20 protein-coding genes are annotated in these 24,613 nt (G+C 71.9%); 13 read left to right on the top strand and 7 right to left on the bottom strand.

Translation table 11 applies throughout. From position 1 onward, the window contains the following. Positions 1–228 precede the first annotated feature (228 nt). A complete protein-coding gene (locus tag VFV89_RS13895; protein ID WP_329706546.1) occupies positions 229–1,665 on the top strand; it encodes a carboxyl transferase domain-containing protein in 1,437 nt (478 codons plus the stop codon). 57 nt (positions 1,666–1,722) lie between these two features. Next, a complete protein-coding gene (locus VFV89_RS13890; protein WP_329706545.1) occupies positions 1,723–2,502 on the top strand; it encodes a DUF2510 domain-containing protein in 780 nt (259 codons plus the stop codon). A gap of 4 nt (positions 2,503–2,506) precedes the next feature. Here VFV89_RS13890 and VFV89_RS13885 read toward each other — a convergent pair whose 3' ends face one another. Then, positions 2,507–3,505 (bottom strand): Ku protein, encoded by a 999-nt coding sequence (locus VFV89_RS13885; protein WP_329706544.1) that lies wholly within the window; start codon positions 3,503–3,505, stop codon positions 2,507–2,509. Between the two features lie 287 nt (positions 3,506–3,792). Here VFV89_RS13885 and ligD (VFV89_RS13880) point away from each other — a divergent pair, with 287 nt between their 5' ends. The 7 genes from ligD (VFV89_RS13880) (at position 3,793) to VFV89_RS13850 (ending at position 10,480) form a co-directional block, all read left to right on the top strand. Beyond that, complete coding sequence (gene ligD / locus VFV89_RS13880) at positions 3,793–4,746, top strand: non-homologous end-joining DNA ligase (protein WP_329706543.1); 954 nt, start codon at positions 3,793–3,795, stop codon at positions 4,744–4,746. Continuing rightward, a complete protein-coding gene (locus VFV89_RS13875; protein WP_329706542.1) occupies positions 4,743–5,423 on the top strand; it encodes a hypothetical protein in 681 nt (226 codons plus the stop codon). Before ligD (VFV89_RS13880) ends, VFV89_RS13875 begins: the two co-directional genes overlap by 4 nt. Continuing rightward, positions 5,423–6,334 (top strand): non-homologous end-joining DNA ligase, encoded by a 912-nt coding sequence (gene ligD / locus VFV89_RS13870; protein ID WP_329706541.1) that lies wholly within the window; start codon positions 5,423–5,425, stop codon positions 6,332–6,334. The genes VFV89_RS13875 and ligD (VFV89_RS13870) overlap by 1 nt, the downstream gene beginning before the upstream one ends. Positions 6,335–6,514: 180 nt before the next feature. Further along, positions 6,515–7,054 (top strand): S26 family signal peptidase, encoded by a 540-nt coding sequence (locus VFV89_RS13865; protein WP_329706540.1) that lies wholly within the window; start codon positions 6,515–6,517, stop codon positions 7,052–7,054. Positions 7,055–7,108: 54 nt separating this feature from the next. After that, positions 7,109–7,801, top strand: coding sequence for a response regulator transcription factor (locus VFV89_RS13860; protein ID WP_329706539.1), 693 nt, complete (start codon positions 7,109–7,111; stop codon positions 7,799–7,801). A gap of 31 nt (positions 7,802–7,832) precedes the next feature. Continuing rightward, positions 7,833–9,035, top strand: coding sequence for a sensor histidine kinase (locus VFV89_RS13855; RefSeq protein WP_329706538.1), 1,203 nt, complete (start codon positions 7,833–7,835; stop codon positions 9,033–9,035). A 41-nt stretch (positions 9,036–9,076) separates the two neighbouring features. Continuing rightward, positions 9,077–10,480 carry an ELWxxDGT repeat protein gene (locus tag VFV89_RS13850; RefSeq protein ID WP_329706537.1) on the top strand — a complete coding sequence of 468 codons (1,404 nt, stop codon included), beginning with the start codon at positions 9,077–9,079 and terminating at the stop codon, positions 10,478–10,480. Here VFV89_RS13850 and VFV89_RS13845 read toward each other — a convergent pair. From VFV89_RS13845 to araB, 6 genes are all read right to left on the bottom strand, one after another. Continuing rightward, a complete protein-coding gene (locus VFV89_RS13845; protein WP_329706536.1) occupies positions 10,477–11,847 on the bottom strand; it encodes a vanadium-dependent haloperoxidase in 1,371 nt (456 codons plus the stop codon). The genes VFV89_RS13850 and VFV89_RS13845 overlap by 4 nt on opposite strands. A gap of 24 nt (positions 11,848–11,871) precedes the next feature. After that, positions 11,872–14,628 carry an ATP-binding protein gene (locus tag VFV89_RS13840; RefSeq protein WP_329706535.1) on the bottom strand — a complete coding sequence of 919 codons (2,757 nt, stop codon included), beginning with the start codon at positions 14,626–14,628 and terminating at the stop codon, positions 11,872–11,874. Between the two features lie 53 nt (positions 14,629–14,681). Next, positions 14,682–15,563, bottom strand: coding sequence for an SDR family NAD(P)-dependent oxidoreductase (locus VFV89_RS13835; protein ID WP_329706534.1), 882 nt, complete (start codon positions 15,561–15,563; stop codon positions 14,682–14,684). A 105-nt stretch (positions 15,564–15,668) separates the two neighbouring features. Continuing rightward, complete coding sequence (gene araA, locus VFV89_RS13830; protein ID WP_329706548.1) at positions 15,669–17,165, bottom strand: L-arabinose isomerase; 1,497 nt, start codon at positions 17,163–17,165, stop codon at positions 15,669–15,671. A 20-nt stretch (positions 17,166–17,185) separates the two neighbouring features. Beyond that, positions 17,186–17,899: an L-ribulose-5-phosphate 4-epimerase gene (locus VFV89_RS13825; RefSeq protein WP_329706533.1), complete on the bottom strand. Its 714-nt coding sequence runs from the start codon at positions 17,897–17,899 to the stop codon at positions 17,186–17,188. After that, positions 17,896–19,587, bottom strand: a complete 1,692-nt coding sequence (araB, locus tag VFV89_RS13820) for a ribulokinase (protein WP_329706532.1) — start codon at positions 19,585–19,587, stop codon at positions 17,896–17,898. The genes VFV89_RS13825 and araB overlap by 4 nt, the downstream gene beginning before the upstream one ends. A gap of 262 nt (positions 19,588–19,849) precedes the next feature. Between araB and VFV89_RS13815 the strand changes: the two genes are divergently transcribed. The 4 genes from VFV89_RS13815 to VFV89_RS13800 all read left to right on the top strand — a co-directional run bounded on the left by VFV89_RS13815 (position 19,850) and on the right by VFV89_RS13800 (position 24,586). Next, entirely contained in the window at positions 19,850–20,836 is a 987-nt protein-coding gene (locus VFV89_RS13815) for an ABC transporter substrate-binding protein (RefSeq protein ID WP_329706531.1), read from the top strand. Between the two features lie 119 nt (positions 20,837–20,955). Continuing rightward, positions 20,956–22,491: a sugar ABC transporter ATP-binding protein gene (locus VFV89_RS13810; RefSeq protein WP_329706530.1), complete on the top strand. Its 1,536-nt coding sequence runs from the start codon at positions 20,956–20,958 to the stop codon at positions 22,489–22,491. After that, complete coding sequence (locus tag VFV89_RS13805; protein ID WP_329706529.1) at positions 22,488–23,573, top strand: ABC transporter permease; 1,086 nt, start codon at positions 22,488–22,490, stop codon at positions 23,571–23,573. The genes VFV89_RS13810 and VFV89_RS13805 overlap by 4 nt, the downstream gene beginning before the upstream one ends. Continuing rightward, positions 23,570–24,586, top strand: a complete 1,017-nt coding sequence (locus VFV89_RS13800) for an ABC transporter permease subunit (RefSeq protein WP_329706528.1) — start codon at positions 23,570–23,572, stop codon at positions 24,584–24,586. The genes VFV89_RS13805 and VFV89_RS13800 overlap by 4 nt, the downstream gene beginning before the upstream one ends. Positions 24,587–24,613 lie beyond the last annotated feature (27 nt).

The following is a 24,613-nucleotide window of genomic DNA, read 5'->3' as shown; positions in this document are numbered from 1 at the left end:
CTGAACAATCGCGCGGCGCCTGCGCCGCGATAGCCGCACGCTGGCTGTGTTGCCGCCCCTCGAAAGGCGCCCAGCCTGCCTTCGGGACGGACGCCTTGCCATCGCACGACTCTCGCGACGCAGGCATCCACGCCCTTGTTCGCCACCCTCCTAGAGCCGTCGCGAGGTCGCACAACAGGTCGCACAAGTCGCCGTCGCGGCCCCGCTCCCGGTGTCAGACTCGATCGTGTGAGCGAGCAGGCGCCGCATCGCTGGACCGTCCAGGAGCTCCTCGACCTGGTGCTGGACGAGGGCTCCTTCGAGTCGTGGGACGAGCCGATCGACATCTCGGACGCCGCGCCGGACTACCGGGCCGAGCTGGAGACGGCCCGCGAGAAGGCCGGTACCGACGAGTCGGTGGTGACCGGCCGCGGGCTGGTGCACGGCCGGCCGGTGGCGGTGGTGGCCAACGAGTTCCGGTTCCTGGCCGGGTCGATCGGGCTGGCGGCGGCCCGCCGCATCATCAGCGCCGTACGCCGGGCGACCGCGGAGCGGCTCCCGATCCTGGCCAGCACCGCCAGCGGCGGCACCCGGATGCAGGAGGGGACGCCGGCGTTCGTGAAGATGGTCGAGATCTCGCGGGCACTGATGGAGCACCGCGCCGCCGGGCTGCCCTACCTGGCCTACCTTCGCCACCCGACCACCGGCGGCGTCTATGCCTCGTGGGGCTCCCTGGCGCACGTGACCGTCGGCGAGCCGGGCGCGCTGATCGGCTTCCTCGGGCCGAAGGTGTTCGAGGCTCTGAACGGGCGCCCGTTCCCGCCCAACGTGCAGCTCGCCGAGAACCTCAAGCACCACGGCGTCATCGACGGCCTCGCCACCGCCGAGGAGCTGCCGGTCCTTGTCGACCAGGTGCTCTCGATCCTCGTCGACGCCCCGTCGGAGCCGCGGCTGACCAGGCGAACCGGCGAGCCCGCCCCGGACCTCGACGCCTGGGCCGCGATCGAGCAGACCCGGAGCGAGGAGCGGATCGGCGTCCGCGACGTGCTGCGGGCAGGTGCCGAGGTCGTGCTGCCGCTCTCCGGCACCGAGAAGGGCGAGCGGGACAGCACCGTGCTCGTGGTGATGGCGCGGATCGACGGCGAGCCCTGCCTGGTGGTCGGCCAGGACCGCAGCCGCCAGGGCCCCGGTACGCCGATGGGGCCGGGCGCCCTGCGGACCGCCCGCCGGGCGATGCGGCTGGCCAACGAGATGCGACTCCCGCTGGTCACCGTCATCGACACCCCCGGCGCCGAGCTGTCGCAGCGCGCCGAGGAAGGAGCGATCGCGGGTGAGATCGCGCGGTGCCTGGCCGGCCTGGCCACCATGCGGGTGCCCACCGTGTCGGTGATCCTGGGCCAGGGCTGCGGCGGCGGCGCACTGGCCCTGTTGCCCGCGCAGCGGGTGATCGCCGCCGAGAAGGCGTGGCTGATGCCGCTGCCTCCAGAGGGCGCCAGCGTCATCGTGCACGGCGACACCGCGCACGCCGACCAGCAGGCGCGCGGCATGCGGATCCGCGCGGTCGACCTGCTGGTCAACGGCACGGTCCACCACGTCGTCCCCGAGCCGCCCGGCGACACCGGTGCGGCCCTCGCTGCGGCCGTCGCCGCGGAGATCGCCGCCGCCATCCGGGCGGTCCGGACCTGACCGGGAGAAATCAGCAATCGCCGGAGCAGCGGCAGCCATCCGGCCTACCCTCGCGGTGTGACCGAGCTGCGCGAGCCGGGAGATGCCGCGGGCTGGCGTGACGACCCATACGGCCGGCACGAGCTGCGCTTCTTCGACGGGCACCGCTGGACGCCGTACGTCCGCGACGGCGGCACCGACTCGGTGGACGAGCCCGGCGGCCCGATCGGCGACGCCAAGCAGCGCGTCCGCAGCTCGCTGCTGACCGAGGACGTCTTCGTGGTCGAGCGGTTCACCGACCTCGGCCGCCGCTGGTCGGACCGCTCGGTGCTGCGACCCGACGGCACCAAGGCCGGGATGCTGCGCCGGGCCGCACCGCCCGCTCCCCGCAGCTCCGGGCTCAAGGGGCTCGTGTCGCGCGACCATGCCAAGCACGACGTCGTGGAGCTCGTCGACGACAAGCAGGCCGTCGTGCTCACCATGATCCGGCCGGTCGGGGTGGCGAAGACCTCGGTGGAGGTCCGCGACGCCGACGGCCGCGATGCCGGCCGGATCGTGCAGCAGAGCCTGCGGCGCACCGAGACGACCTATGCGCTCCTGGGCCCCAACAGCCACTTCCTCGGCGACCTGCAGGCCGAGAACTGGGTGGCCTGGGACCTGCGGATCGTCGACAGCCACACCCGCGAGGTCGCCACGATCACCCGCGACTGGACCGGCCTGGACCTGGCCGGGCCGCCGCGCCCGGACGACTACGTCGTGCGGATCAACGAGTCGGTCAACGAGCCGTTGCGCACGCTGGTCGTCGCCTGCGCGCTCAGCCTCGAGGTCGTGGTCAAGCCCTACGCCGAAGGGCTCTGACCGGTCAGCTCGCCTTGCGGGCGGCGACCTTCCGGGTGCTCGCCTTCTTGGTGGCGGCCTTCTTGGTCGTGGCCTTCTTCGCCGGCGTCTTCTTGGCCGCAGCCTTCTTGGTGGTCGCCTTCTTGGCCGCGGCCTTCTTCGTCGTCGTCCGCTTCGCGGTTGCCTTCTTGGCCGCCGGCTCCTCCTCGGCCCCGACCTCGACGTCCTCGAAGATCTCCGACCCGGTCTCCCCGCGGCCCTTCTTGGCGGCGTCGACCGAGCGCTGCAGGGCGGCCAGCAGGTCGACCACCTCGCCGGAGGACTTGGTCGAGGTCGGGGTGCGCTTGAGCTCGCCGCCCTCGATCTTGGCGCGGACCAGCGCCTCGACGGCCTCGGCGTAGTCGTCCTCGAACTCGCTGGGGTCGAAGTCGCCGGCCAGCGTCTCGACCAGCATGTGCGCCATCTTGACCTCGGCGTCCTTGACCTCGCCGGCCTCGACCGAGAAGTCGGGGGTGCGGACCTCGTCGGGCCACATCATCGTCTGGAGCACGATGACGTCGTCCTTGACCCGCAGCACGGCGACGGTGGTGCGCTGGCGGAGCGCGACCGTGACCACGGCCATCCGGTCCGCGTCGAGCAGCGCCTGGCGGAGCAGCGCGTAGGGCTTGGCGCCCGACTTCTCCGGCTCGAGGTAGTAGGACTTCTCGAACAGCATCGGGTCGATCTGCTCCACGGGCACGAACTTCTCGACCGCGATCTCGCGCGAGGACGTCGAGGGCAGCTGCTCCATGTCCTCGTCGGTGAGGATGACCATCTCGCCGTCCTCGGTCTCGTAGCCCTTGGCGATGTCGGCGTAGGCGACCTCCTCCCCGTCGATCGAGCAGACCCGTTGGTACTTGATCCGGCCGCCGTCCTTGGCGTGCACCTGGCGGAACGAGACGTCGTGCGACTCGGTCGCGGCGTAGAGCTTGACGGGCACGCTGACCAGCCCGAACGACACCGCGCCCTTCCAGATCGCCCTCATCCGCCGTTCCTCTCGTCGATTGCGCGCCTGACCCCCAGACTGCGACCAGTGTGACCGGTGAGGCGTCGAGAATCCATCGGTCACCGAACGCCGGGCATCGGCAAGGATGGGGCCATGGCCGTGTCCCTCAATCCCGTTGCCGGCTGCGCGCCGCCATACGCGCACACTGGCGGCGTTGGCGAACGCTCGAAAGACGCCCAGTCTGCCTTCGCGTCGCCGCCTTGCCATTGCACACGTCTGACGCCGCGCAGCTCGACAGTGGATTGAGGGACACGACCATGCGCCCGATGCTCGCCTCGACCGGTACCCATGTGCCCACCGACGCGGGCTGGTCGCACGAGGTGAAGTGGGACGGCGTCCGGGTGCTGGCCGACACGACCCGCATCGGGGGCACCCGGCTGCTGAGCCGCAACGAGAACCCGGTCACCGTCGCCTGGCCCGAGCTCAACCGCAGCCCGCTGGGCGACCGCGACCTGCTGGTCGACGGCGAGGTGATCGCGCTCAACGACCGTGGCCTTCCGGACTTCCGGGTGCTCCAGGACCGGATGCACGTCCGCAACGCGGCCGCCGCGGCCCGGCTGGCCGACCGGCTACCCGCGACGTACATGGTCTTCGACGTGATGCGCGTGGACGGCAAGGACGTCAGCGACCAGCCGCTGGGGGAGCGGCGCAAGATCCTGCGTGGACTCGGGCTCGAGCACTCGACCTGGCAGGTGCCCGACGCCTACGACGAGGGGCCGATGCTCTACGAGGCGACCCGGCAGCAGGGGCTGGAGGGCATCGTCAGCAAGCGGCTGACCTCGCGCTACGTGTTCGGGCAGCGGACCAAGAACTGGCTGAAGTTCGCCCACCGCCACCGCCGCTCCTACGTCGTGGGCGGCTGGCGTCCCCAGGAGGGCACGACCGACCGGCTGGCCGCGCTGCTCGTCGGGGAGCCCACGGCGGAGGGGCTGGTCTACCGGGGCCGGGTCGGCAGCGGCATCGGGGGAGCGGCCAGCCGGCAGCTCACCGAGCTCGTCGCGCCGCTGACCCGCGGCGACAGTCCCTTCGACGACGAGGTCCCGCTCGTCGACGCCCGCGGCACGTTCTGGGTCGAGCCGGTGCTCGTGGTCGAGGTCGAGACGCACGGGATCGGCTACCAGCGGCTCCGGCAGCCGTCCTACCAGGGGGTCCGCACCGACCTGAAGCCCACCGACCTCCAGCCCACCGAGCTTGGCAGCGATCTGGGGAGCGGCCGGTGATCACCGAGCTGGTCCTCGCCGCCGCGCTGTCCTCGGCACTGTCCTCGGCGGGCGGCGGTCCCACGACCCTCGACGGCGTCCGCGTGCACCTCGAGCCCGGGACCCAGCAGGTCGTCACCGTCAACCACACCGACGGCTACCACGCACGGGTCACCTTCTGGAAGCTCGCCGGCGCGGGCTGGAAGGCGCGGTTCAGCGCCGAGGACGGCCGGATCGGGTACGGCGGCCTGGTCCGCGGCACCCAGCGCAAGCAGGGCACCGGCACCACCCCGCTGGGCACCTACGCGCTGCCGTGGGCGTTCGGGATGGGCGCCCCCGACGACCGCTGGAAGCTGCGCTACCGGCAGGTCCGGACCGGCGACTTCTGGGTGCAGGACAACGCGTCGGCCTACTACAACCGCTACCGCAACCAGGCCGAGGGCGGCTTCCGCTGGTGGCTGCCGGCGAGCGACCCCGACAGCTCCGAGCGGCTGACCGACTTCCGCCACCAGTACCGCATCGCCGTGGTCACCGACTTCAACAGGTCACAGGTCCGGCACCGTGGCGCCGGGATCTTCCTCCACGTCAACGGGCACGGGGCGACCGCGGGCTGCGTGAGTGCCCCGGGGGTGTTCATGGACAGGCTGATGCGGGCCCTCGACCCGGCCAAGGCGCCGGTCATCGCCGTGGGGCGCTGATGGCCAAGCAGCAGGAGTCCGAAGAAGTCTTCGTGGACGTCGAGGGCCGCACCCTCAAGATCAGCAACCTCGGCAAGGTGCTCTACCCGCGCACCGGCACCACCAAGGGCGAGGTGCTGAGCTACTACGCGACGATCGCCCCGGTGCTGCTGCCCCACCTCGAGGACCGCGCGGTGACCCGGATCCGGTGGCCGCACGGCGTCGAGGACATGAGCTTCTTCGAGAAGAACATCCCGGGCGGCACCCCGTCCTGGGTGCGCACGGTGACGGTCCCGACCACCGGCTCGCGCACCGCGTCCAAGGAGGAGGGGACGCTCACCTTCCCGATCGTCGACGACCTGGCCACGCTGACCTGGATGGTCAACCTGGCGGCGCTCGAGCTGCACGTGCACCAGTGGACGGTCGGCCGCAACGGCCGCCCGCGCGGCGCCGACCGGCTGGTCATCGACCTCGACCCCGGCGAGCCGGCGGGGCTCCACGAGTGCTGCACCGTCGCCCTGCTCGTCGCCGACGCCCTGGAGGAGCGGGGGCTGGTCGCCAAGCCGGTGACCAGCGGCAGCAAGGGGCTGCACCTCTACGCCGACCTGGCCACGCGGATGCCGTCGGAGGAGTCGACCGCCCTGGCCAAGGAGGTCGCGGAGGAGCTGGAGAAGCAGCACCCCAAGCTCGTCACCGCGACCATGACCAAGGCGCGCCGGGCCGGAAAGGTCTTCCTCGACTGGTCGCAGAACTCCGGGTCCAAGACCACGATCTCGCCGTACTCCCTGCGCGGGAAGGAGCGGCCCTACGTCGCCACCCCGCTCGGCTGGGACGAGGTCGAGGAGGGTGCCGAGGACCCGGACGCGCTGGAGCAGCTGCGCTACGAGCAGGTCCTCGAGCGGGTGGAGGAGTACGGCGACCTGTTCGCCTGAGCGGCCGGCTGCGAGCGTCCCGGCTGGTGCTGCTGTGACCGGTGGGGCGGGCTCGGCGCGGTGTTACCCAACCTTGGTCCACTCGTGGACCGGGCGTGGACCCTGCCGGCGATGGTCGGCCTAGTTTGGCCCTGGGCCTCACGGCCCGGGATGTCAGGGACGTGTCAGGGGGGACAGGTCTTGGAGATCGCGCCGGTTCCGCACCGGTCGACCCACCGCGAACGGCGGCGGCTCGTACTCGGTCTGGTCGTGCTCGTCCCGGTGGTGCTGCTGGTGCTGCTGCCCACGGTGCTCGGCCTGGACCGCTACGTCGTCTCCGACCGGTCGATGCACGGCACGCTGGGCCGCGGCTCGGTCGTGCTGGCCCGCGAGGTGCCGCCCTCCGACCTGCGCGCCGGTGACGTGATCACCGTCCAGCGTGGCGTCGGCCCCAACGACGACCGTGTGGTCCGCCGGATCGTGGCGATCCACGGCGACACGGCGACCATCGGATCGGACGCGGGGGCCGACGCGAGGCCACTGTCGCTGACCTCGCCGTCGTACTCCCGGGTCTGGCTCGCGATCCCCTGGATCGGCTACCCGTTCGTCCTCGACGGCGGCTGGCTGCTGCTGCTCTCGGTCGCCGCGACGTTCCTCGCCCTGGGGGTGATCGTGGGCCGTCGCGAACCGCAGGTCGTGGCCCGGCCCTCCCTGCCCCGACAGCCGGTGGGCTCCCGCTGAGGGGATCGGTGCGTTGCGCCGCGCGCACCTCATGTCTAGTCCTATCCTTTCGGCATGGCGCAGAGAGTCCTCGTCGTGGAGGACGAGGAGGACATCGCGTTTCCTCTCGTCCGCACCCTGGAGCGCGAGGGCTACGACGTGCACTGGGTCGACTCCGGGCAGAAGGCCCTGGACGACGTCTCGACGCGCCACGCCGACGTGGTCATCCTCGACCTGGGGCTCCCCGACATGGACGGCCTGGAGGTCTGCCGCAAGGCCCGCGACGGTGGCTACGACGGCGCGATCATGATCGTCACGGCCCGGGCGGGCGAGCTCGACCGGGTGGTCGGCCTCGACTACGGCGCCGACGACTACATGGCCAAGCCGTTCGGGCTGGCCGAGCTCCAGGCGCGGGTGCGCGCCCTCCTGCGCCGTACCAACAGCAACGCCGGCTCCGGCGACTCCGGCAACGAGGGCGGTCTGCGGATCGACGTCGCCGCCCGCCGGGTCTTCTCCGGCGACGACGAGGTGCCGCTGACCGGCAAGGAGTTCGAGGTCCTCAACGTCCTGGTCGCCAACAAGGACAAGGTCGTCTCCCGCACCCGGCTGATGGCCGACGTGTGGGACGAGAACTGGTACGGCTCGACCAAGACCCTCGACGTCACCATCGGGCGGCTGCGGCAGAAGCTCGAGAGCGTCGGCGTCCAGGAGAAGGTCGTGGCCGTGCGGGGCGTCGGGTTCCGCCTCGAGGGCAGCTCCAGCGACTGAGCACCAGCAGCCCCCACGTGGCAGGTGACCGGTGCGCGCGCGGCTGACGGCGTCGTTCGTCGTCCTCACCGTCGTGCTGCTGGTCGGCGCCCTGTGGATCCACGGCTACACCGAGCAGTCGACCCTGCGCACCCACGAGAGCCGGGGCCTGCGCGAGCAGGCGACGATCCTGGCGCTGGTCGTGGAGCAGCGCCAGCAGCTCGGCCAGCCGGTGGACCGTGCGTTCCTGGCCGGGGTGGTGGACAGCGCGGACCGGCTGGAGTTCGACCCCGGCGACGGTCCGCCGATCGTGGTCGAGGGCAAGGCCTACACCGACGAGCACGCCGACGACGCCATCGAGACGATGGTCGACGCGGGCGAGGGTGCGCTCACACTGCGGCAGTCGGGGTCGGTCCTCCACGAGCTGGCGAGCACCGACCTCGGCTCGCTCGGCTTCCTGGTCCTGCTGGTCGCGCTGGTCGCGGCGCTGGTCGGCTACGTGATGGCCCGACTGGTCTCCCGGCCGTTCCGTCAGCTCGCCGGCGCGGCGGGGCAGCTCGGGCGGGGCCGCTTCGACCTCGACCTGCCCCGCACCCGGATCCCCGAGGCCAAGGCGCTCAGCCAGGCCCTGCTCACCTCGGCCGGCCAGCTCCAGGAGCGGCTGGCCTCGGAGCAGGCGTTCGCCGAGCACGCGTCGCACGTGCTGCGCACGCCCCTGACCGGGTTGCGCCTCGAGCTGGAGGACCTGGCCCTGCGCGACGACCTGCCGGCCGACGCGCAGGCCTCGGCGACCCGAGCGGTCGGCCGGATCGAGGCGATGGACGCGGTGGCCGGCGACCTGGTCGCGCTGGCCCGCCGCGGCGCCCTGGTGGCGGGGGCCGAGATCCCGCTGCGCGACCTGGCGACGCAGTGCGCCCAGACCTGGGCGGACGCGCTGGCCGAGCAGGACCGGGAGCTCACCGCAGCGGTCGAGGGGCAGATCGAGACGACCTATACGCCGGGGCCGGTCGAGCACATCCTCGACCTGGTCCTGGCCGACGTGCTCAAGCGCGGCCAGGGCGCGGTCCGGATGGTCTTCGAGGCCGACGACGAGGGACACCTCTCGATCGGCGTCTCCTGCGAGGACGTCCGTGCCGGGTCCGGGCCTGGCGCAGACATCTCGATCACCCAGGCCCGAGCCGTGGTCGCCGCGCTGGGCGGCCGGCTGACCGGCGAGCCGGCCGAGAGGCTCTCGATCCTGCTGCCGCGCCGCTGAAGCCGTGACTCACGTGCAGGTCGGGTGCAGACTGACCTACCGTGCGCAGTCGACTGCCCCATCTGGTCCTGGCCGGCGCGTTGACCGTGGGGTTGTGGCTCGGGCCGGCGCACCCGGCCGGCGCCGCTGCCCAGGTCACGCTCAAGGACACGCAGTGGGGGCGGGCCGCCGCCGGGACCGCCGAGATGCTCGGCGACCTGGCCCCGGGGCCTTCGTCGTCGATGACGACCTTCCCGCACCCCGAGTTCAGGTCGGCCAACGGGCGGGTGTTCTTCGCCGGTGACGACGGGGTGCACGGCCTCGAGCCGTGGGTCACCGACGGGACGCCCCAGGGCACGGCGCTCGTGGGCGACCTCCAGCCGGGGGCGGCCGACTCGGACCCGGCGTACTTCACCTCGGCCCGGCACGGCGTCGTCTTCATGACCGACACCCGGCTCGCGTCGGGACACGCCCCGGTCACCGGGGCGATCTGGTCGACGACGGCCACCGGGACCGGCGGCGCCACCGGCACGACCACGCGGCTCGCCGAGGGCGCGGACGTCGTGTCGCTCGACGCCGCCCCGCTGGGCGACCTCGCCCTGCTGACGACGTCCGACTTCGACAAGAACCCGCAGGTCTGGCGCTCCGACGGGACCCTCGCCGGCACCTTCCCGCTGAAGCGGCACCTCACGCTGCCCGACGAGCTGTCCCCCATCGGCCGGCTCGCGCTCTTCGTCGACGGGCAGAACCCCCTGTGGCGCACCGACGGCACCCCGGCCGGCACCCGCAAGGTTCGCACGCTCGGAAGCGGCTCATCGACCTTCCTGCTCCAGCTCACCCCCGTCGGCCGGCGCGTCTTCTTCAAGGTCAATACGCTCGCCTCGGTCGGCACCGAGCTGTGGGTCAGCGACGGGTCGCGGCGCGGCACCAGGCTGGTCCGCGACATCCGGCCAGGCCCGGCCGGCTCGGACCCCCGGAGTCTCTCCGCGCACGGCGACGCGTTGCTCTACCTCGCCAACGACGGCGTGCACGGCGTGCAGGTCTGGCGGACCGACCGCAACGGGCGGCGTACGGTCCGGCTCACCGACGTCGACGCCCAGCGGGTCAGCCGCCCGGTCCAGTGCGGCAGCACTGTCTACTTCACCGTCCGCGACCACCGGGGCAGCGAGCTGTGGGCCCGCTCGGGCCACCGGGTACGCCGGGTGGTCGACCTGCTCCCCGGCCCAGGCAGCTCCGCCCCCCACAACCTGACCTGCCTGGGCGCCACACTGGCGTTCACCGCCACCGACGGCAGCCACGGCCGCGAGCTCTGGACCCTGGCCGGGCCGCGGCTGCGACCGGTCCTGCACGACCTGTCGGCGGGCTCGTCCTACCCGACCGCACTGGCCGCCCTCGACGGTGACCTCTACTTCGTCGCCAACGACGGCGTGCACGGCCGGGAGCCGTGGGTCCTGCACGTCATCTAGCCGTCACCGGACCGGTGCGGGTGGCGCCGGCAGTGGAGCGGCTGGAAGTAGTGGTGATCGACGTACCGGCCGACCTTGCGGCCCAGGGAGGTGCCCTGCAGGTCCGAGGACATGAAGTGGAAGCCGACCAGCACCCGCGCCAGGTCGACGTCCGCCACGATGTCGTCGAGCCGGGCGTAGTCCCGCGTGGTGTTCGTGGCGCGGCTGTCGAGGGTGAACGCGATGTCGTGGGTGCCGAAGAACGCCTCGAGTGCCGCGACCACGGCCATGCTGTGGCAGGCGTGCGCCGACGGGTACTCCGGGAAGTTCGGCGTCGTGGTCAGCGGCTGCCAGCCCGGGTCGGCGAGGGTCCGTGGGTTGCCGTCCGCGTCCGCCTGTGCGATGGCCTGGAAGGGCCGCCAGGACCAGTAGTGGTACTTCGCGTCGAAGCACGCGATCATCGCGTCCCCACCGGCCACGTGTGCCATCGCCAGCATCCGTGCGGTCTGCACGAGGCTCAGCCCTCGGGCCGCGGCGAGGCGAAGCATCCCGTCGTTCCACTGCCGGATGTCGTGGTCGGTCCAGAAGCGCGCCTCGAGCGTCTCCTCGGGCGTCCGCGACGTGCTGTCGATACGGCCCAGCTCCTTGACCTGGTTGAAGTCGTCGGCGTACTTCCGGCTGGTGAGGGGACGGGGGCCGTGCGGGCGGAGCTGTGATGCGCTCGCGAGCGCCAGTGGTCGCATCCCGGGCAGGCACAGACCGAGCACCGGCCCCGGCCCGGGCTGCCACACGCCGGGGCCGGCCGGCGGCTGTCCGAGGTCGGTGACGGTGGTGCTGCATCCCCGACCATCGTCGGCCCGGAGCGCGAGCACCGCCGCAGCCGCCCGCTCGCCGACGGCGATCCCGTTCGCCTTGGCCCGGCCGTCGGGGATGCCGGCCAGGTAGGTGGCGTAGTCGTGGTCGAGGATCGTCTGGTCCGCGCCGAGCGCGGGCTGGAGACCTGCAAGGGTCGCGTACGCCGCCGCCGCGACCGCGGCCGCGGAAGAGGTGCCCGCCGGGGCGGCCGGTGTCGGCGCGTACGGGCGGTAGCCACCCCGGATGGCCACGACCGCGTCGTAGATCGCGACGTGCACGATGCCCATGTAGACGGCCGCCTCGCCGGGGAACTTGTTGCCGAAGTTCTCCGCGCCGAAGACGCCGCCCGGCCCGGCCGGGACGATCGCGCACCGTGCCTCGGTGCTCCAGAAGGCGATCGGTGTGGTGGCGGCCGGGAAGCCGGCTTCGGGCTTGCACTGCGTCGCCGGCTGTGCCGACCCCACGCCGGGCGCCGGCGCAGCGAGGACGACGGACCCGGCGAGGACCGCGAGGACGACGAGTCTGGTCTTCATCCGCCGGACGGTAGGCGGGTCCGGTCAGCTTGGAATCCGCAGTTCCCCTGAACTTTGCTCGTCAAGGCGGAACCTACGTGCCAGCTCGGCCCGGGACCGGATGCCGAGCTTGGCGTAGACGTGCGACAGATGCGACTCGACCGTGCGCTCGCCGAGCATGAGAGCGGCGGCGACCTCGCGGTTGGTGCGGCCCTCCGCGACCAAGGCAGCGACGCGGCGTTCGGCCGGGGTGAGCCCCTCGGTGCGCGTGCGACCGCCGATCTGCCCGAGCTCCCCGCGCGCCCGCTCGACCCAGGCCGCAGCATCGAGCTCCTGGAACCGCGCAAGCGCCGCACCGATCGCGTCGCGGGCGTCGCGCTTGCGGCGCTGCCGTCGGCGCACCACGCCGAGCCCGAACAGTGCCCGCGCTGCTCCGAACGGGTCCGCGTCGCGCTCGTGCTGGTCGAGCGCGGCCTCCAGCAGCGACGCCGCCTCCTCGACGTGTCCCCGGGAGGCGGCGATCAGCCCACGACAACGCGTCACGTGGGCCAGCACCCAGTCGCGCCGCAACCGCCGAGCGTCTGCCTCCCAGGCGTCGACCACCCGGACGGCCTCGTCCCGGCGGTCCAGCGCCAACAGCGCCTCGACGTGGTCGGGCACCCACCAGCGCCTGCCGGGCTCGTGCCACTCGAGCCTGGTCAGGATGGCTTCGGCCTCGTCGAACCAGCCGAGTGCGGCGCCTGGATCGCCGGCCTGGAGGGCGACGAACCCGAGCGTGCCCAGGTGGACCGGGGTGTGCAGCCCGAACTGCTCCTCCGCGAGCTGCAGGGACCGCTCCGAGTGCGCGCGGGCCAGCGCGAGCCGCCCGCGGTGCGCGGCGATCACGGCGACGGGAAGGTGGATCCACGGCACCTCGAGGCCGTACTGCACGGTGATCTCGTGAGCACGCTGGGCGTGCTCGGCGGCGAGCTGCCAGCGTCCGCTCCACAGATCGACGTAGGCGAGGGCGAACAGCGCGTCCGTGGCTGCGAGCTCGTCGCGCTCATGGCATCGCTCGTAGAGGTTCTCGTTGAGCGCACGCAGCTCCTCGACCCTCCGACGGACCTCGAGGACGTTCGAGACCGCCCGGCGCGCCTCGACCAGGAGATGCTCGTCGCCGAGACCGGAGGCGAGCCGGCGGGCCCGCCAGGCGTGACCGGGCGCGGCCGGATCGCCGGCCGCGCACCCGAGGAACGTCAGGATGGCGAGCGCCTCGACGCGGAGCGCGTCGTCGTCGAGGTCGTCGGCGATGTGCAGCGCCGTACGCGCGTGCTCGAGTGCTCGCTCGTAGCCCTTGGTGAAGCGAGTCGTCCACGCCAGCCGGCACTGGATCCGCGCCCGCAGCGCCGGCCCGGCCCGCTCGTCCTCGAGCGCTTCGGCGAGCAGCGCAGCCCCGCGTTCGAGTCCCTCGAACTCCGCGAGCTCGATGAGGACCTCGGCGCGGAGCGGACCGAGGTCCTCCGCCAGCAGGTCGGTGAGGATGTTGCGTGCGCGCGTCCACTCCCCGGCGGAGCGGTGCGCGCGAGCCGCCGTCAGGGCTCGTGGATGGCGCTCGACCGCCTCTGCCGGCGTCAGCCGGACGGCGTGCTCGGCAAGCTCGGCGCCGACGGCAGACAGCCCGCGCTCCATGGCGAGCGCGGCGGCGTCGTCGAGCACGGTGGCGATGCGTGGCTCGGGTGGCGCCGCGGACAGCGCAAGGTGCCGGGCCCGGGTGATCGGGTCCTCGACGATCTCGGCGATGCGTCGGTGCACGCTCCAGCGCCGCTCCCCGAGGTCGCGGTAGAGGACCGACGACAGAAGCGGGTGGCCGAACCGGACCGTGCCGTCGTCGAGCTCGACGACGTGCGACGCGACGGCCGGCGAGAGCGTCTCCAGCGCCACGCCCGCGCGCTCCATCAGAGCCAGGGACGGCGTACCGATCGCCGAGGCGAGCGCGAGGGCATCGCGGGTGGCGGCGGGCAGGCCGTCGAGCCGCGCGGAGAGCAACCCGTCGAGGGTGTCCGGGACCGGCAGCGGCCGCAGCGGATCGATGTCGGCACCGAGCGCCCTCGCCAGCTCCAGGGCGAAGAACGGGTTCCCGCCCGCCCGCTCGTGGATGCGGAGCGTCGTCTGGCGGGCGTAGGTCCGCTCCAGCCGATCGGACAGGAGTCGATGGAGGGCGCCGGAGGTGAGCGGGCCCACGAACACGTGCTGGAGGTGCTCCTCGCCGATCGCGCGCTCCAGCTCGGTCGGCTCGGCCTTGTCGACGTGCCGACGGGAGAGGAGGACGCGGACCGGGGACCCGGCAAGACGCCGCAGCGCGAACGACAGCGCGCTCGAGGAGGACGGGTCGAGCCACTGGTGGTCGTCGACCGCCAGCAGGATCGGCCGCCGCTGGGCGAGCACCGAAAGCAGGTCGTGGACCGCGACGCCGAGGGCGCGCCGGTCGACGGGATCGTCCGCTGCCTCCTCGCGCAGGAGCGCGACCTCGAGGGCGCGCCGGCGAGGCGCCGCGAGCGCCGGGGCGACCTCGTCCAGGACGTCGTCGAACAGGTCGCCGAGACCGATGTGGTCGAAGCTGCGTTCGGCCTCCGTCGGCAGCGAGGAGAGCACGAGCAGCCCCCGGTCGCGGGCGCCGGCCACGGCCGCGCCCCACAGCGTGGACTTCCCGATCCCCGGCTCGCCCACCAGGCTCAGGCCTGCCGGGCCCGCGACGTGGCCGTCGAGGAAGGCCGATACCTCGCCCAGCTCCCGCTCGCGCCCGACCACGTCGCCTTGCGGCATGTCCTCCATCTTCGCGCGCTGGGCGGGAATCGTCCCCCGCGCGCGAGAAGCTTCTAACCACCCTCGCCGGGCAGCGGGGGCGGGACCGGGCTCGGGCGGTATCTGCCGGCGTTGCCGTGCGGCCGGGTGCCGTCGAGGTCGTCGATCTCGTAGTGGTCGGCCAGCTCGCCGACGTCCACGACCTGGCCGGTCCACCGCATGACCTCCGGGTCGGCGGCCAGCGCCGCCATCACCCGCCCCGCCAGGTGCGGCGACTCGGTCTTGCCGGCCAGCACCTCCGGTGCCACGTGCGCCTCCATCAGCTCGGTGCGCATCCAGCCCGGCGCGACGGCGACCACCCCGATCCCCTTGTCCTGGAGGTGGTAGCCGAGGGCGTAGACGAGCCGGTTCTTGGCCGCCTTGCTCGACTCGTAGGGCACCCACGCGGGTGGCTCCGGCGTGTGCCAGGTGGTGGTCAGGACGAGCCCCGACCGCGCCGGGCCCATCGCCAGCCGCAGCGTCAGCAGCGTCGTGACGTAGTCGGAGTAGGCACCGCCGAGCAGCATCGCCCGGAACTGCTCCATCGGCTCGTCCCACACCTCCTCGCCGTCGGCCTCCTCGTGGTGGTCGTGGCCGCCCCAGGCGTTGTTGACCAGCACGTCGACCCGGCCGTGCCGGTCGAGCACGCCGCGGAGCAGCGCCTCCACCTGGTCGGGCTCGGTGTGGTCGCAGCGGTGCCACTCGCCGTCGCCGCCGGCCGCGCGTACGGCGTCCAGCGTGCCCTCGAGCGTGAGGTCGTCGACGTCGGTCTGGGTCGCGCCGGTGCGGGTGCTGCGCGCCGTGCACACGACGTACGCCCCGGCCGCGGCCAGCTCGACGGCGGTGGCGCGGCCCAGTCCTCGCGAGGCGCCGCTCACGAGCGCCAGCCGTCCGGTCAGGGGTCCTTCGGCAGCCATCTGTCGATCCTGCCCATCGCAGGGGCAAGTCGCTTGACCGTCCTTGCGCCAGCCTCCGAATCACGACCACCGAGCCGATCGGACCTCGGCTCCCTGGCGACGGAGCTACAGGCCGGTCGCGAGCCGGTGGTAGGCGTGGTTCCACCGGAGCTCGTGCTGGAAGGCCTGGACAGTCGTGGTCTCGTCGATGACGAGCAGCTCGGTCCGGGCGATCTCTGCGAAGTCCCGGAAGACGTCGACGCCGACCGTCGTGGTCATCACGGTGTGGTGTGCCGCGCCGGCCGCGAGCCAGCAGGCGCTCGAGGTCCTGAAGTCGGGGGCCGGGCGCCAGACGGCCCGGCCGACCGGCAGGTGCGGCAGGTCGGGTGCGCTGAGGTTCTCGACCACGTTCGCGACGAGCCGGAACCGGTCCCGCAGGTCCGACATCGCCACGACGACGGCAGGCCCCGGGTCGGCGGTGAAGACCAGCCGGACAGGGTCGTCCTTGCCCCCGATCGCGAGCGGGTGCACCTCCAGGCTCGGGACGGCTGTCGTCAGCGAGGGAGCCACCTCGAGCATGTGGGCGCCCAGGATCCGCTCGTGACCCGGGACCAGGTCGTAGGTGTAGTCCTCCATGAGGCTGGCGCCGCCCGGTAGCCCCGCACCCATGACGTTCGCGACCCGGACCAGGATGGCGGTCTTCCAGTCACCCTCCGCGCCGAAGCCGTACCCCTCCGCCATCAACCGCTGCACCGCGAGCCCGGGGAGCTGGCGCAGCCCACCGAGGTCCTCGAAGCTGGTCGTGAAGGCGCCGAACCCGCCACCCTCGAGGAACGAGCGCAGCCCCAGCTCGATCGCCGCGCCGTCCCGCAGTGACCCGTGGCGCTCCCCGCCGGGGAGCAGCTCCGGAGCGACGTCGTAGCGGTCGGCGTACTCCTCGACCAGCGTGTCCACGTCGGCGGGTGCCACGTCGTCCACCGCCGCCGCGAGCTCGTTGACGCCCCACGTGTTCACCTGGACGCCGAACCGGAGCTCGGCCTCGGTCTTGTCGCCCTCGGTGACCGCGACGTAGCGCATGTTGTCGCCGAACCTGGCGATCCGCAGCGACCGCGCCGCGGTCCAGGCCGCCGCCGCCCGCTGCCAGGTCTCGATCTCGCAGAGCACCCGCGGGTCCGACACGTGGCCGGAGACGGTCTTGCGGGCGACCCCGAGGCGGGTCTGGATGTAGCCGAACTCGCGGTCGCCGTGAGCGGCCTGGTTGAGGTTCATGAAGTCGAAGTCGATGTCCGCCCACGGCAGCTCGAGGTTGGCCTGCGTGTGCAGGTGCAGCAGCGGCTTCCGGAGCGCGTCCAGGCCGGCGATCCACATCTTCGCCGGGCTGAACGTGTGCATCCACGCGACGATGCCGATGACCTCGTCGCGCGCGTTCGCGTCCAGCGCCAGCCGCCGGATGCTGTCCGGGTCGGTCAGCACGGGCCGCCACACGACGCGCACCGGCAGCCCCTCGAGCCCGGCCACCACCTGTCGGGACTGCTCGGCGACCTGGCGCAGCGTCTCCTCGCCGTACATCGTCTGGCTGCCGGTGACGAACCAGACCTCCTGGCCGTCGTACGTCGTCAGCATCTGGTCTCCCTCGTTGGCGCTCACTCGCGGCGGTCGTCGGTGGCCTGCCCGTAGACGTTCTGGTAGCGGGCGTAGAGGTGGTCGATCGCCTCCGGCGCGATCGGGAGCGGGTCACCGACCTGACGAGCGATGTGCACCGTGCGCGCGACGTCCTCGAGCATGACTGCGGCCTTCACCGCGTCGCGCGGGGTGACGCCGATCGTGAACGGCCCGTGGTTGCGCATCAGCACGGCCCGGGACCGGTGGCCGCGCAGCGTCTCGACGATTCCCCGGCCGATCGAGTCGTCCCCGATCGTCGCGAACGGCCCGACCGGGACCGGCCCGCCGAACTCGTCGGCCATGCCGGTCACGACGCACGGGATCTCCTCGCCACGCGAGGCCCACGCGACGGCGTAGGTCGAGTGCGTGTGCACGATGCCGCCCACGTCCGGCAGGTGCCGGTAGACGTAGGCGTGCGCCGCGGTGTCGCTGGACGGCGACCGCTCGCATCCCCGGGTGCCCGGGACGACCCGGCCGTCGAGGTCGCAGACGATCATCGAGTCCGGCGTGAGCTCGTCGTAGGAGACCCCGGACGGCTTGATGACGAAACAGTCTGTGCCCGGCACTCGGCCGGACACGTTGCCCGCCGTCCAGACGACCAGGCCGTAGCGGACCAGCTCGGCGTGCAGGCGCGCGAGCTCCTCACGGACCGCGACCACGCCGTCCGTGCCGTCCACGGCGTCCTCGGTGCTCACGACGCGGCCCCGTCCAGCGCGGCGCGGCGGGCCCCGCGCAGCCGCTTCATCACGTCGTTGCCGCCTCGTCCGAACCAGTCGTGCAGCTGGAGGTAGTCCGAGAACAGCAGGTCGTACGCCGCCGCGTCGTGGTCGTCGGGCAGGTACACGACCTGGCCGCGCGAGCCCATCGCTGCGGCGGCGGCCCGGACGTCGGCGTGCACTCCCGCCGCGACCGCGGCGTGGATCGCCGACCCGAGCGCCGGGCCCTGGTCGCTCCCGATCGTCGAGATCGGCAGTCCGACGACGTCGGCGTAGGTCTGCATCAGCCGGGTGTTCCTCGTCAGGCCTCCGGCCACGACGAGCTCGGTGACCGGGACGCCCGCGGCCGCGAAGGTCTCGACGATCACGCGGGTGCCGAACGCGGTCGCCTCGAGCAGTGCCCGGTAGCCCTGCTCGGCGCGCGTCGCGAGCGTCTGGCCGACGACGACCCCCGAGAGGTCGTGGTCGACCAGGACCGACCGGTTGCCCGAGTGCCAGTCGAGGGCGACCAGGCCGTGGGCCCCCACCGGCTCCCGGTAGGCCAGCTCGGTCAGCAGCTCGTGCACCGAACGTCCCTGGGCGGCGGCCTCGTCTGTGTACCGGGCGGGGACCTGGTTGTCGACGTACCACGCGAAGATGTCGCCGACGCCCGACTGCCCGGCCTCGTAGCCGAACAGCCCGTCGACGATCCCGCCGTCGACCACCCCGCACATCCCCGGCACCTCCACGAGGTGCTCGTGGCTCATGACGTGGCAGGTCGACGTGCCCATGATCGCGACCATCTGGCCGGGCTCGGTGGCCCGGGCCGCCGGCGCCGTGACGTGCGCGTCCACGTTGCCGACCGCGACGGCGATGCCCTCGGGGAGCCCCGTCCAGCCGGCCGCCTCGGCGCACAACCGGCCGGCCGGGTCGCCGAGCCGGCCGATCTCGCCACCGAGCAGCTCCTCGGCGAACCCGGCGAAGGCCGGGTTCAGCGCGGAGAGGAACTCGCGGTCGGGGTAGCGGCCGTCCTGCAGCAGGCCCTTGTAGCCGGCGGTGCACGCGTTGCGGACCAGGCTGCCGGTGAGCCGCCAGACGATCCAGTCCGCCGCCTCGACCAGGAGGTCGGCCCGCTCGTAGAGCTCCGGGTCCTCCTCGAGCAGCTGGAGCCCCTTCGCGAACTCCCACTCGCTGGAGATGAGGCCGCCGTACCGGCTGAGCCAGGGCTCGGCCCGGCGACGGGCGAGCTGGTTGAGGCGGTCCGCCTGCGGCTGCGCGGCATGGTGCTTCCAGAGCTTGGCGTAGGCGTGCGGGCGGTCGGCGTACTCCGGCAGGTCGCAGAGCGGGGTGCCGTCAGCCAGCGTGGCCAGGACGGTGCAGGCGGTGAAGTCCGTGCCGAGGCCGACCACCTGGCACGGGTCCACCCCGGCTGCGCGCACCGCGGCCGGCACCGCGGTGCAGAGCACGTCGACGTAGTCCTGCGGCACCTGCAGGGCCCAGTCGGGCGGCAGGGCGACGTGACGGTCCGCCGCCGCTGCCGGCCCCGCGGTGAGGCGCGTGTCCATCACCGCGTGCGCGTACTCGTGCACCGCGGCGCCGAGCTCGGCACCGTCGCGCACCCGGACCACGACCGCGCGGCCGGAGAGCGTGCCGAAGTCGACGCCGATGGTGCACGGGTCGCTGGTCACGGAACCTCCCCGGGTCGGGGCCGGCGCGGTCGCCGACGCGGCGGATGGTAGCCAATTGTGATCGTTAACGTAAGTCCCGACTTTGGCGCCAGCCACGCCCCACGTAGGACTCGAAATCTACCCCTTGTGCTACCGGCATGTTACCGCTAACCTCCCGGCAATCTCGGAATGTGAAGGTTCACAATCAGTCGCTGGCGCAGTCCGGAGGCACGCGTCACGCATACTCAGCCCGGCGCAGCCGGTGCTAGCGAGGAGGTTTGGAGTGAAGACGAAGTTCCTGACCGGCATCGCCATGCTGGGTGCCCTGGCACTCGTCGCGGCCGGCTGTGGCAGTGACTCCGACTCGGGCAGCGGCTCGGGCGGCGGCTCGGGCGACACGATCAAGGTCGGCTTCGCGCAGACCGGATCCGAGTCCGGCTGGCGCAGCGCGAACACGGAGAACATGAAGCAGGCCTTCTCGAAGGAGAACGGCTTCGACCTGGTGTTCAACGCTGCCGACAACGACCCCGCTGCCCAGATCGCCGCGGTCCGCAGCTTCATCAACCAGCGCGTCGATGCCATCGTCATCGCGCCGATCGTGGAGGACGGCTGGGACGACGTCCTGCAGGAAGCGGCCGACGCCGACATCCCCGTCGTCCTCGAGGACCGCACCGTCACCTCGTCCGACGACCTGTACGCGAGCTGGGTGGGCGACGACTTCAAGAAGGAGGGCGAGACCGCGGGTCAGTGGGCCGCCGACAACTTCGGAGACACGCCGACCAAGATGGTCGTGCTCGAGGGCACGACCGGTTCGGCGCCGGCGAACGACCGGGCCGAGGGCTTCGACAGCGCCATCGGCGGCACCCAGATCGAGAAGATCGACTCCCAGACCGGTGACTTCACCCGCGACGGTGGCAAGAAGGTCATGGAGGGCTTCCTCCAGAAGTACGGCGTGGACGGCATCGACCTGGTGTTCGCCCACAACGACGACATGGCCCTGGGCGCGATCGAGGCGATCGAGGCGGCCGGCGGCAAGCCGGGCGAGGACATCAAGATCGTGTCGATCGACGCCGTCCACGACGGCATGCAGGCGCTCGTCGACGGCAAGATCAACTTCATCGTCGAGTGCAACCCGCTCCTGGGCGACTACGCCGCCGACCTCGTGAAGAAGGTCCTCGACGGCACCGACGTCGACAAGCAGAACTACGCCGAGGACGGTTCCTTCACCCAGGACCAGGCCAAGGAAGTCATCGACTCCCGTCCCTACTGATCGGTCCAGCACCACACCGCGCAACCAGAGAGGCAACCAGAGAGCGGCTCCGCCGGAGACCCAGTGACCCCGGGGCTCCGGCGGAGCTCTCGCTCCCGAGACAGGGGCTGCTGACGCACATGTCTGTCACGACCGAGAGCCGCACCGTCGTCGAGATGCGCCGGATCACCATCCGCTTCCCGGGCGTCCTGGCGCTCGACGCGGTTGACTTCTGCCTCCGCGCCGGAGAGGTGCACGCCCTCATGGGCGAGAACGGCGCCGGCAAGTCCACGCTCATCAAGGCGCTCACCGGCGTCTACTCCATCGACCACGGCACGATGGCGGTCGGCGGCGAGGAGCGGGTCTTCGGCTCCGCGGCGGACGCGCAGGGCGCCGGGATCTCGACGGTCTACCAGGAGATCAACCTCTGCCCGAACCTCTCGGTCGGCGAGAACGTCATGCTCGGCCACGAACCCCGCTCGCTGCGCGGGATCGACTGGCGCGCCACGCACCGCGAGGCGGCCCGTCACCTCGCGAGCCTGGGGCTGCACCTGGACACGCAGTCGGTCCTGGCCAGCCACTCCATCGCCGTACAGCAGCTCGTCGCCATCAGCAGGGCCATGGTGCTCGACGCTCGGGTGCTGATCCTCGATGAGCCGACCTCGAGCCTGGACCGCGAGGAGGTCGACCGGCTGTTCGCCGTGGTCCGGGGGCTGCGCGAGCAGGGCGTGGCGATCCTGTTCGTGAGCCACTTCCTCGACCAGGTCTACGAGATCGCCGACCGCATCACCGTTCTGCGCAACGGCAAGCTGGTGGGGGAGTACCTCGCCGACCAGCTGCCGCGCTCCGAGCTCGTCACCAAGATGATCGGACGTGAGCTCGACGAGCTGGAGGCGATCTCCGCCAGCGCCGAGCGGAGCATCGACCGCACGGCCATCCCGGTGCTCAGCGCGTCGGGGGTGGGCAAGAAGGGCGTCCTGCACCCAGCCGACATCGACGTCTACCGGGGCGAGGTCGTGGGCATCGCCGGCCTGCTCGGCTCCGGCCGCACCGAGCTCGTGCGGCTGCTGTACGGCGCGGATCGCCCCGACTCCGGCACGGTCTCGGTCCACGGTGCGCCGACGAGGCTCTCGTCCCCGCGCCACGCGATCGACCGGCGGATCGCCTTCTCGTCCGAGAACCGCCGGGCGGAGGGGATCATCGCCGACCTCACCGTCGCCGAGAACATCGTGCTCGGCATCCAGGCACGGCGCGGTTGGCTGCGCAAGGTGCGCCGGGCGGAACAGGACGCTGTCGTCGAGGAGTACATCGGCGCGCTCGACGTGCGTCCCGCCGATCCCAACCGGGTGGCGGGCGAGCTGTCCGGCGGCAACCAGCAGAAGGTGCTGCTGGCGCGCTGGCTCGCGACCGCACCTGAGCTGCTCATCCTCGACGAGCCGACCCGCGGGATCGACGTCGGTGCGAAGGCGGACATCCAGCGCAAGGTCGCCGAGCTCGCGGGGCGCGGACTTTCGGTCATCTTCATCTCCTCGGAGCTGGAGGAGGTGCTTCGATTGGCTCAGCGTGTGGTCGTCATGAGGGATCGACACCAGATCGGCGTGCTCGACTCGAGCACCGTCGACGTCGACGGAGTGATCGACTACATGGCGACAGAGGGCGAAGGGAGCGTCGCGTGACCAGCCTGCTCAGGCACCGCTTGTTCTGGCCCGGCTTCTCGCTGGTGGCGCTGATCGCCCTCAACACCGCGGTCCGGCCCCGGTTCATCCAGATCACGGTCCGCGACGGGGAGCTGTACGGCGCACTCATCGACATCCTGCGCAACTGCGCGCCGTTGATGCTGGTCTCGCTCGGCATGACCCTGGTCATCGCGACCCGCGGCATCGACCTGTCAGTGGGCGCGGTGATGGCGGTGTCGGGCGCCGTCGCCCTGACCATCATCGACGGGTCGTCCGACCCGGGCAGCGTGAGCACCGTCCTCGTGGCCATCGGCGTCGGGGTCGGCGTCGCGCTGGTGCTCGGCGTCTGGAACGGCTTCCTGGTCTCGGTGCTCAAGATCCAGCCGATCATCGCCACCCTCGTGCTGATGCTGGCCGGGCGCGGTGTGGCGCTGCTCATCACCGACGGCTTCATCACCACCGTGAACAGCAGGCCGCTGGAGTACGTCGCCAGCGGCCACCTCTTCGGGCTGCCGTTCGCGCTCTACATCTGGGTCGCGGCGACCGTCTCGATCGCGCTGGTCGAGCGCCGTACCGCCCTCGGGGTGCTGACCGAGGCGGTGGGCATCAACCCGGAGGCCAGCAGGCTGGCCGGCGTCCGGTCCCGCGGCATCATCCTCGGGGCGTACGTCGCGAGCGGCACGCTCGCCGGCGTCGCCGGGATCATCTACAGCTCCAACATCCGTGCGGCCGACGCGAATGCCGCCGGTGAGCTGATCGAGCTCTACGCCATCTTGGCGGTGGTCCTCGGCGGGACGTCGCTGATGGGCGGCAAGTTCTCGATCGCCGGCACGGTCCTCGGCGTCCTCATCATCCAGACGCTGCAGTCGACGATCCTCTTCCTGGGCGTCTCCTCCGCGGAGAGCCCGGTGTTCTTCGCGGTCGTCGTCGTCATCGTCGTCCTGATCCAGTCGCCGCGGGTGCACGAGATCGCGCGCCGCCTGACCCGAGGCCGGCGGTCCCGGCCCTCCCCGGAGGTCCGGGGCGATGCCGAGCTCCGGACCGATGCGGAGCTCCGGACCGAAGCCGAGGTCACCCCATGACGAGCGTCCCGATCGCCGACCGCCGGGCCCGCGTCTCGGCGTACACCCAGACATTCATGAGCCGGCACTCCTCGATGGTGCCGACCTTCGCGGCGGTCGTGATCTTCGTCCTGATCCTCATCGGGGCGCAGATCCACTTCGGCGAGTTCGTCACACCGCGCACCCTCTCGGCGCTGCTGCTCGACAACGCCTACCTGCTCATCCTCGCGGTCGGCATGACCTTCGTGATCGTCACCGGCGGCATCGACCTGTCGGTCGGGTCCGTGATGGCGTTCACCGGCATCTCGTGCGCCTCACTGCTCGCCCACGGTTACTCCGCGGCGGTGGTGGTGCCGGCGATCATCCTCGGCGGCGCGCTCATCGGGCTGCTGATCGGCGTGCTGGTGCAGTACTTCGACGTCCAGCCGTTCATCGCCTCGCTGGCCGGTCTCTTCCTCGCGCGCGGGCTCGCCTTCGTCGTCAGCCTGAAGTCGATCCGGGTCGAGGACGAGTCGGTGCTGTGGCTCCAGACCACGAGGTACCGGTTCGGCGAGTGGTACATCACGCCGACCGGGATCCTCGCGATCGCGGTGGCGGTGGTCGGTGCCCTGGTCATGCGCTACACGCGGTTCGGCCGCACGGTCTACGCCGTCGGCGGCAGCGAGCAGTCGGGGCGGCTGATGGGGCTCGCCGTCGCCCGGACCAAGGTGCTGGTCTATGTCATCAGCGGGGTCTGCGGTGGTGTGGCGGGGCTCGTCCTCACGGCGTACTCCGGAGCCGGCTACCCGCGAAACGGCATCGGCACCGAGCTCGACGTGATCGCCGCGGTGGTCATCGGCGGCACCCTCCTGACCGGAGGCACGGGCTACGTCCTCGGCTCGGTGGTCGGGGTGCTGGTCTACGGGACGATCAAGACGGTCATCTCCTACATGGGCGCCGAGCAGGCGTGGACCCGCATCATCGTCGGCCTCATGCTGCTGATGTTCATCGTGGTGCAGCGGGTGATCGTGGTCCGCGCGGAGCGTCGACGATAGGCAGCACCACTCCGCGGGATACTTGCC

The sequence above is a fragment of the Nocardioides sp. genome (assembly GCF_036274455.1).
In the GTDB taxonomy this organism is placed as follows: domain Bacteria; phylum Actinomycetota; class Actinomycetes; order Propionibacteriales; family Nocardioidaceae; genus Nocardioides.
This window is presented reverse-complemented; position numbering and strand designations above follow the sequence as displayed.

Bases quoted from the DNA above. Each gene is read 5' to 3' on its own strand.
- VFV89_RS13885 (WP_329706544.1), bottom strand. From the start codon at position 3,505: ATGAGGGCGATCTGGAAGGGCGCGGTGTCGTTCGGGCTGGTCAGCGTG.
- ligD (WP_329706543.1), top strand. From the start codon at position 3,793: ATGCTCGCCTCGACCGGTACCCATGTGCCCACCGACGCGGGCTGGTCG.
- ligD (WP_329706541.1), top strand. From the start codon at position 5,423: ATGGCCAAGCAGCAGGAGTCCGAAGAAGTCTTCGTGGACGTCGAGGGC.
- VFV89_RS13860 (WP_329706539.1), top strand. From the start codon at position 7,109: ATGGCGCAGAGAGTCCTCGTCGTGGAGGACGAGGAGGACATCGCGTTT.
- VFV89_RS13845 (WP_329706536.1), bottom strand. From the start codon at position 11,847: ATGAAGACCAGACTCGTCGTCCTCGCGGTCCTCGCCGGGTCCGTCGTC.
- VFV89_RS13840 (WP_329706535.1), bottom strand. From the start codon at position 14,628: ATGCCGCAAGGCGACGTGGTCGGGCGCGAGCGGGAGCTGGGCGAGGTA.
- VFV89_RS13835 (WP_329706534.1), bottom strand. From the start codon at position 15,563: ATGGCTGCCGAAGGACCCCTGACCGGACGGCTGGCGCTCGTGAGCGGC.
- araA (WP_329706548.1), bottom strand. From the start codon at position 17,165: ATGCTGACGACGTACGACGGCCAGGAGGTCTGGTTCGTCACCGGCAGC.
- VFV89_RS13810 (WP_329706530.1), top strand. From the start codon at position 20,956: ATGTCTGTCACGACCGAGAGCCGCACCGTCGTCGAGATGCGCCGGATC.
- VFV89_RS13800 (WP_329706528.1), top strand. From the start codon at position 23,570: ATGACGAGCGTCCCGATCGCCGACCGCCGGGCCCGCGTCTCGGCGTAC.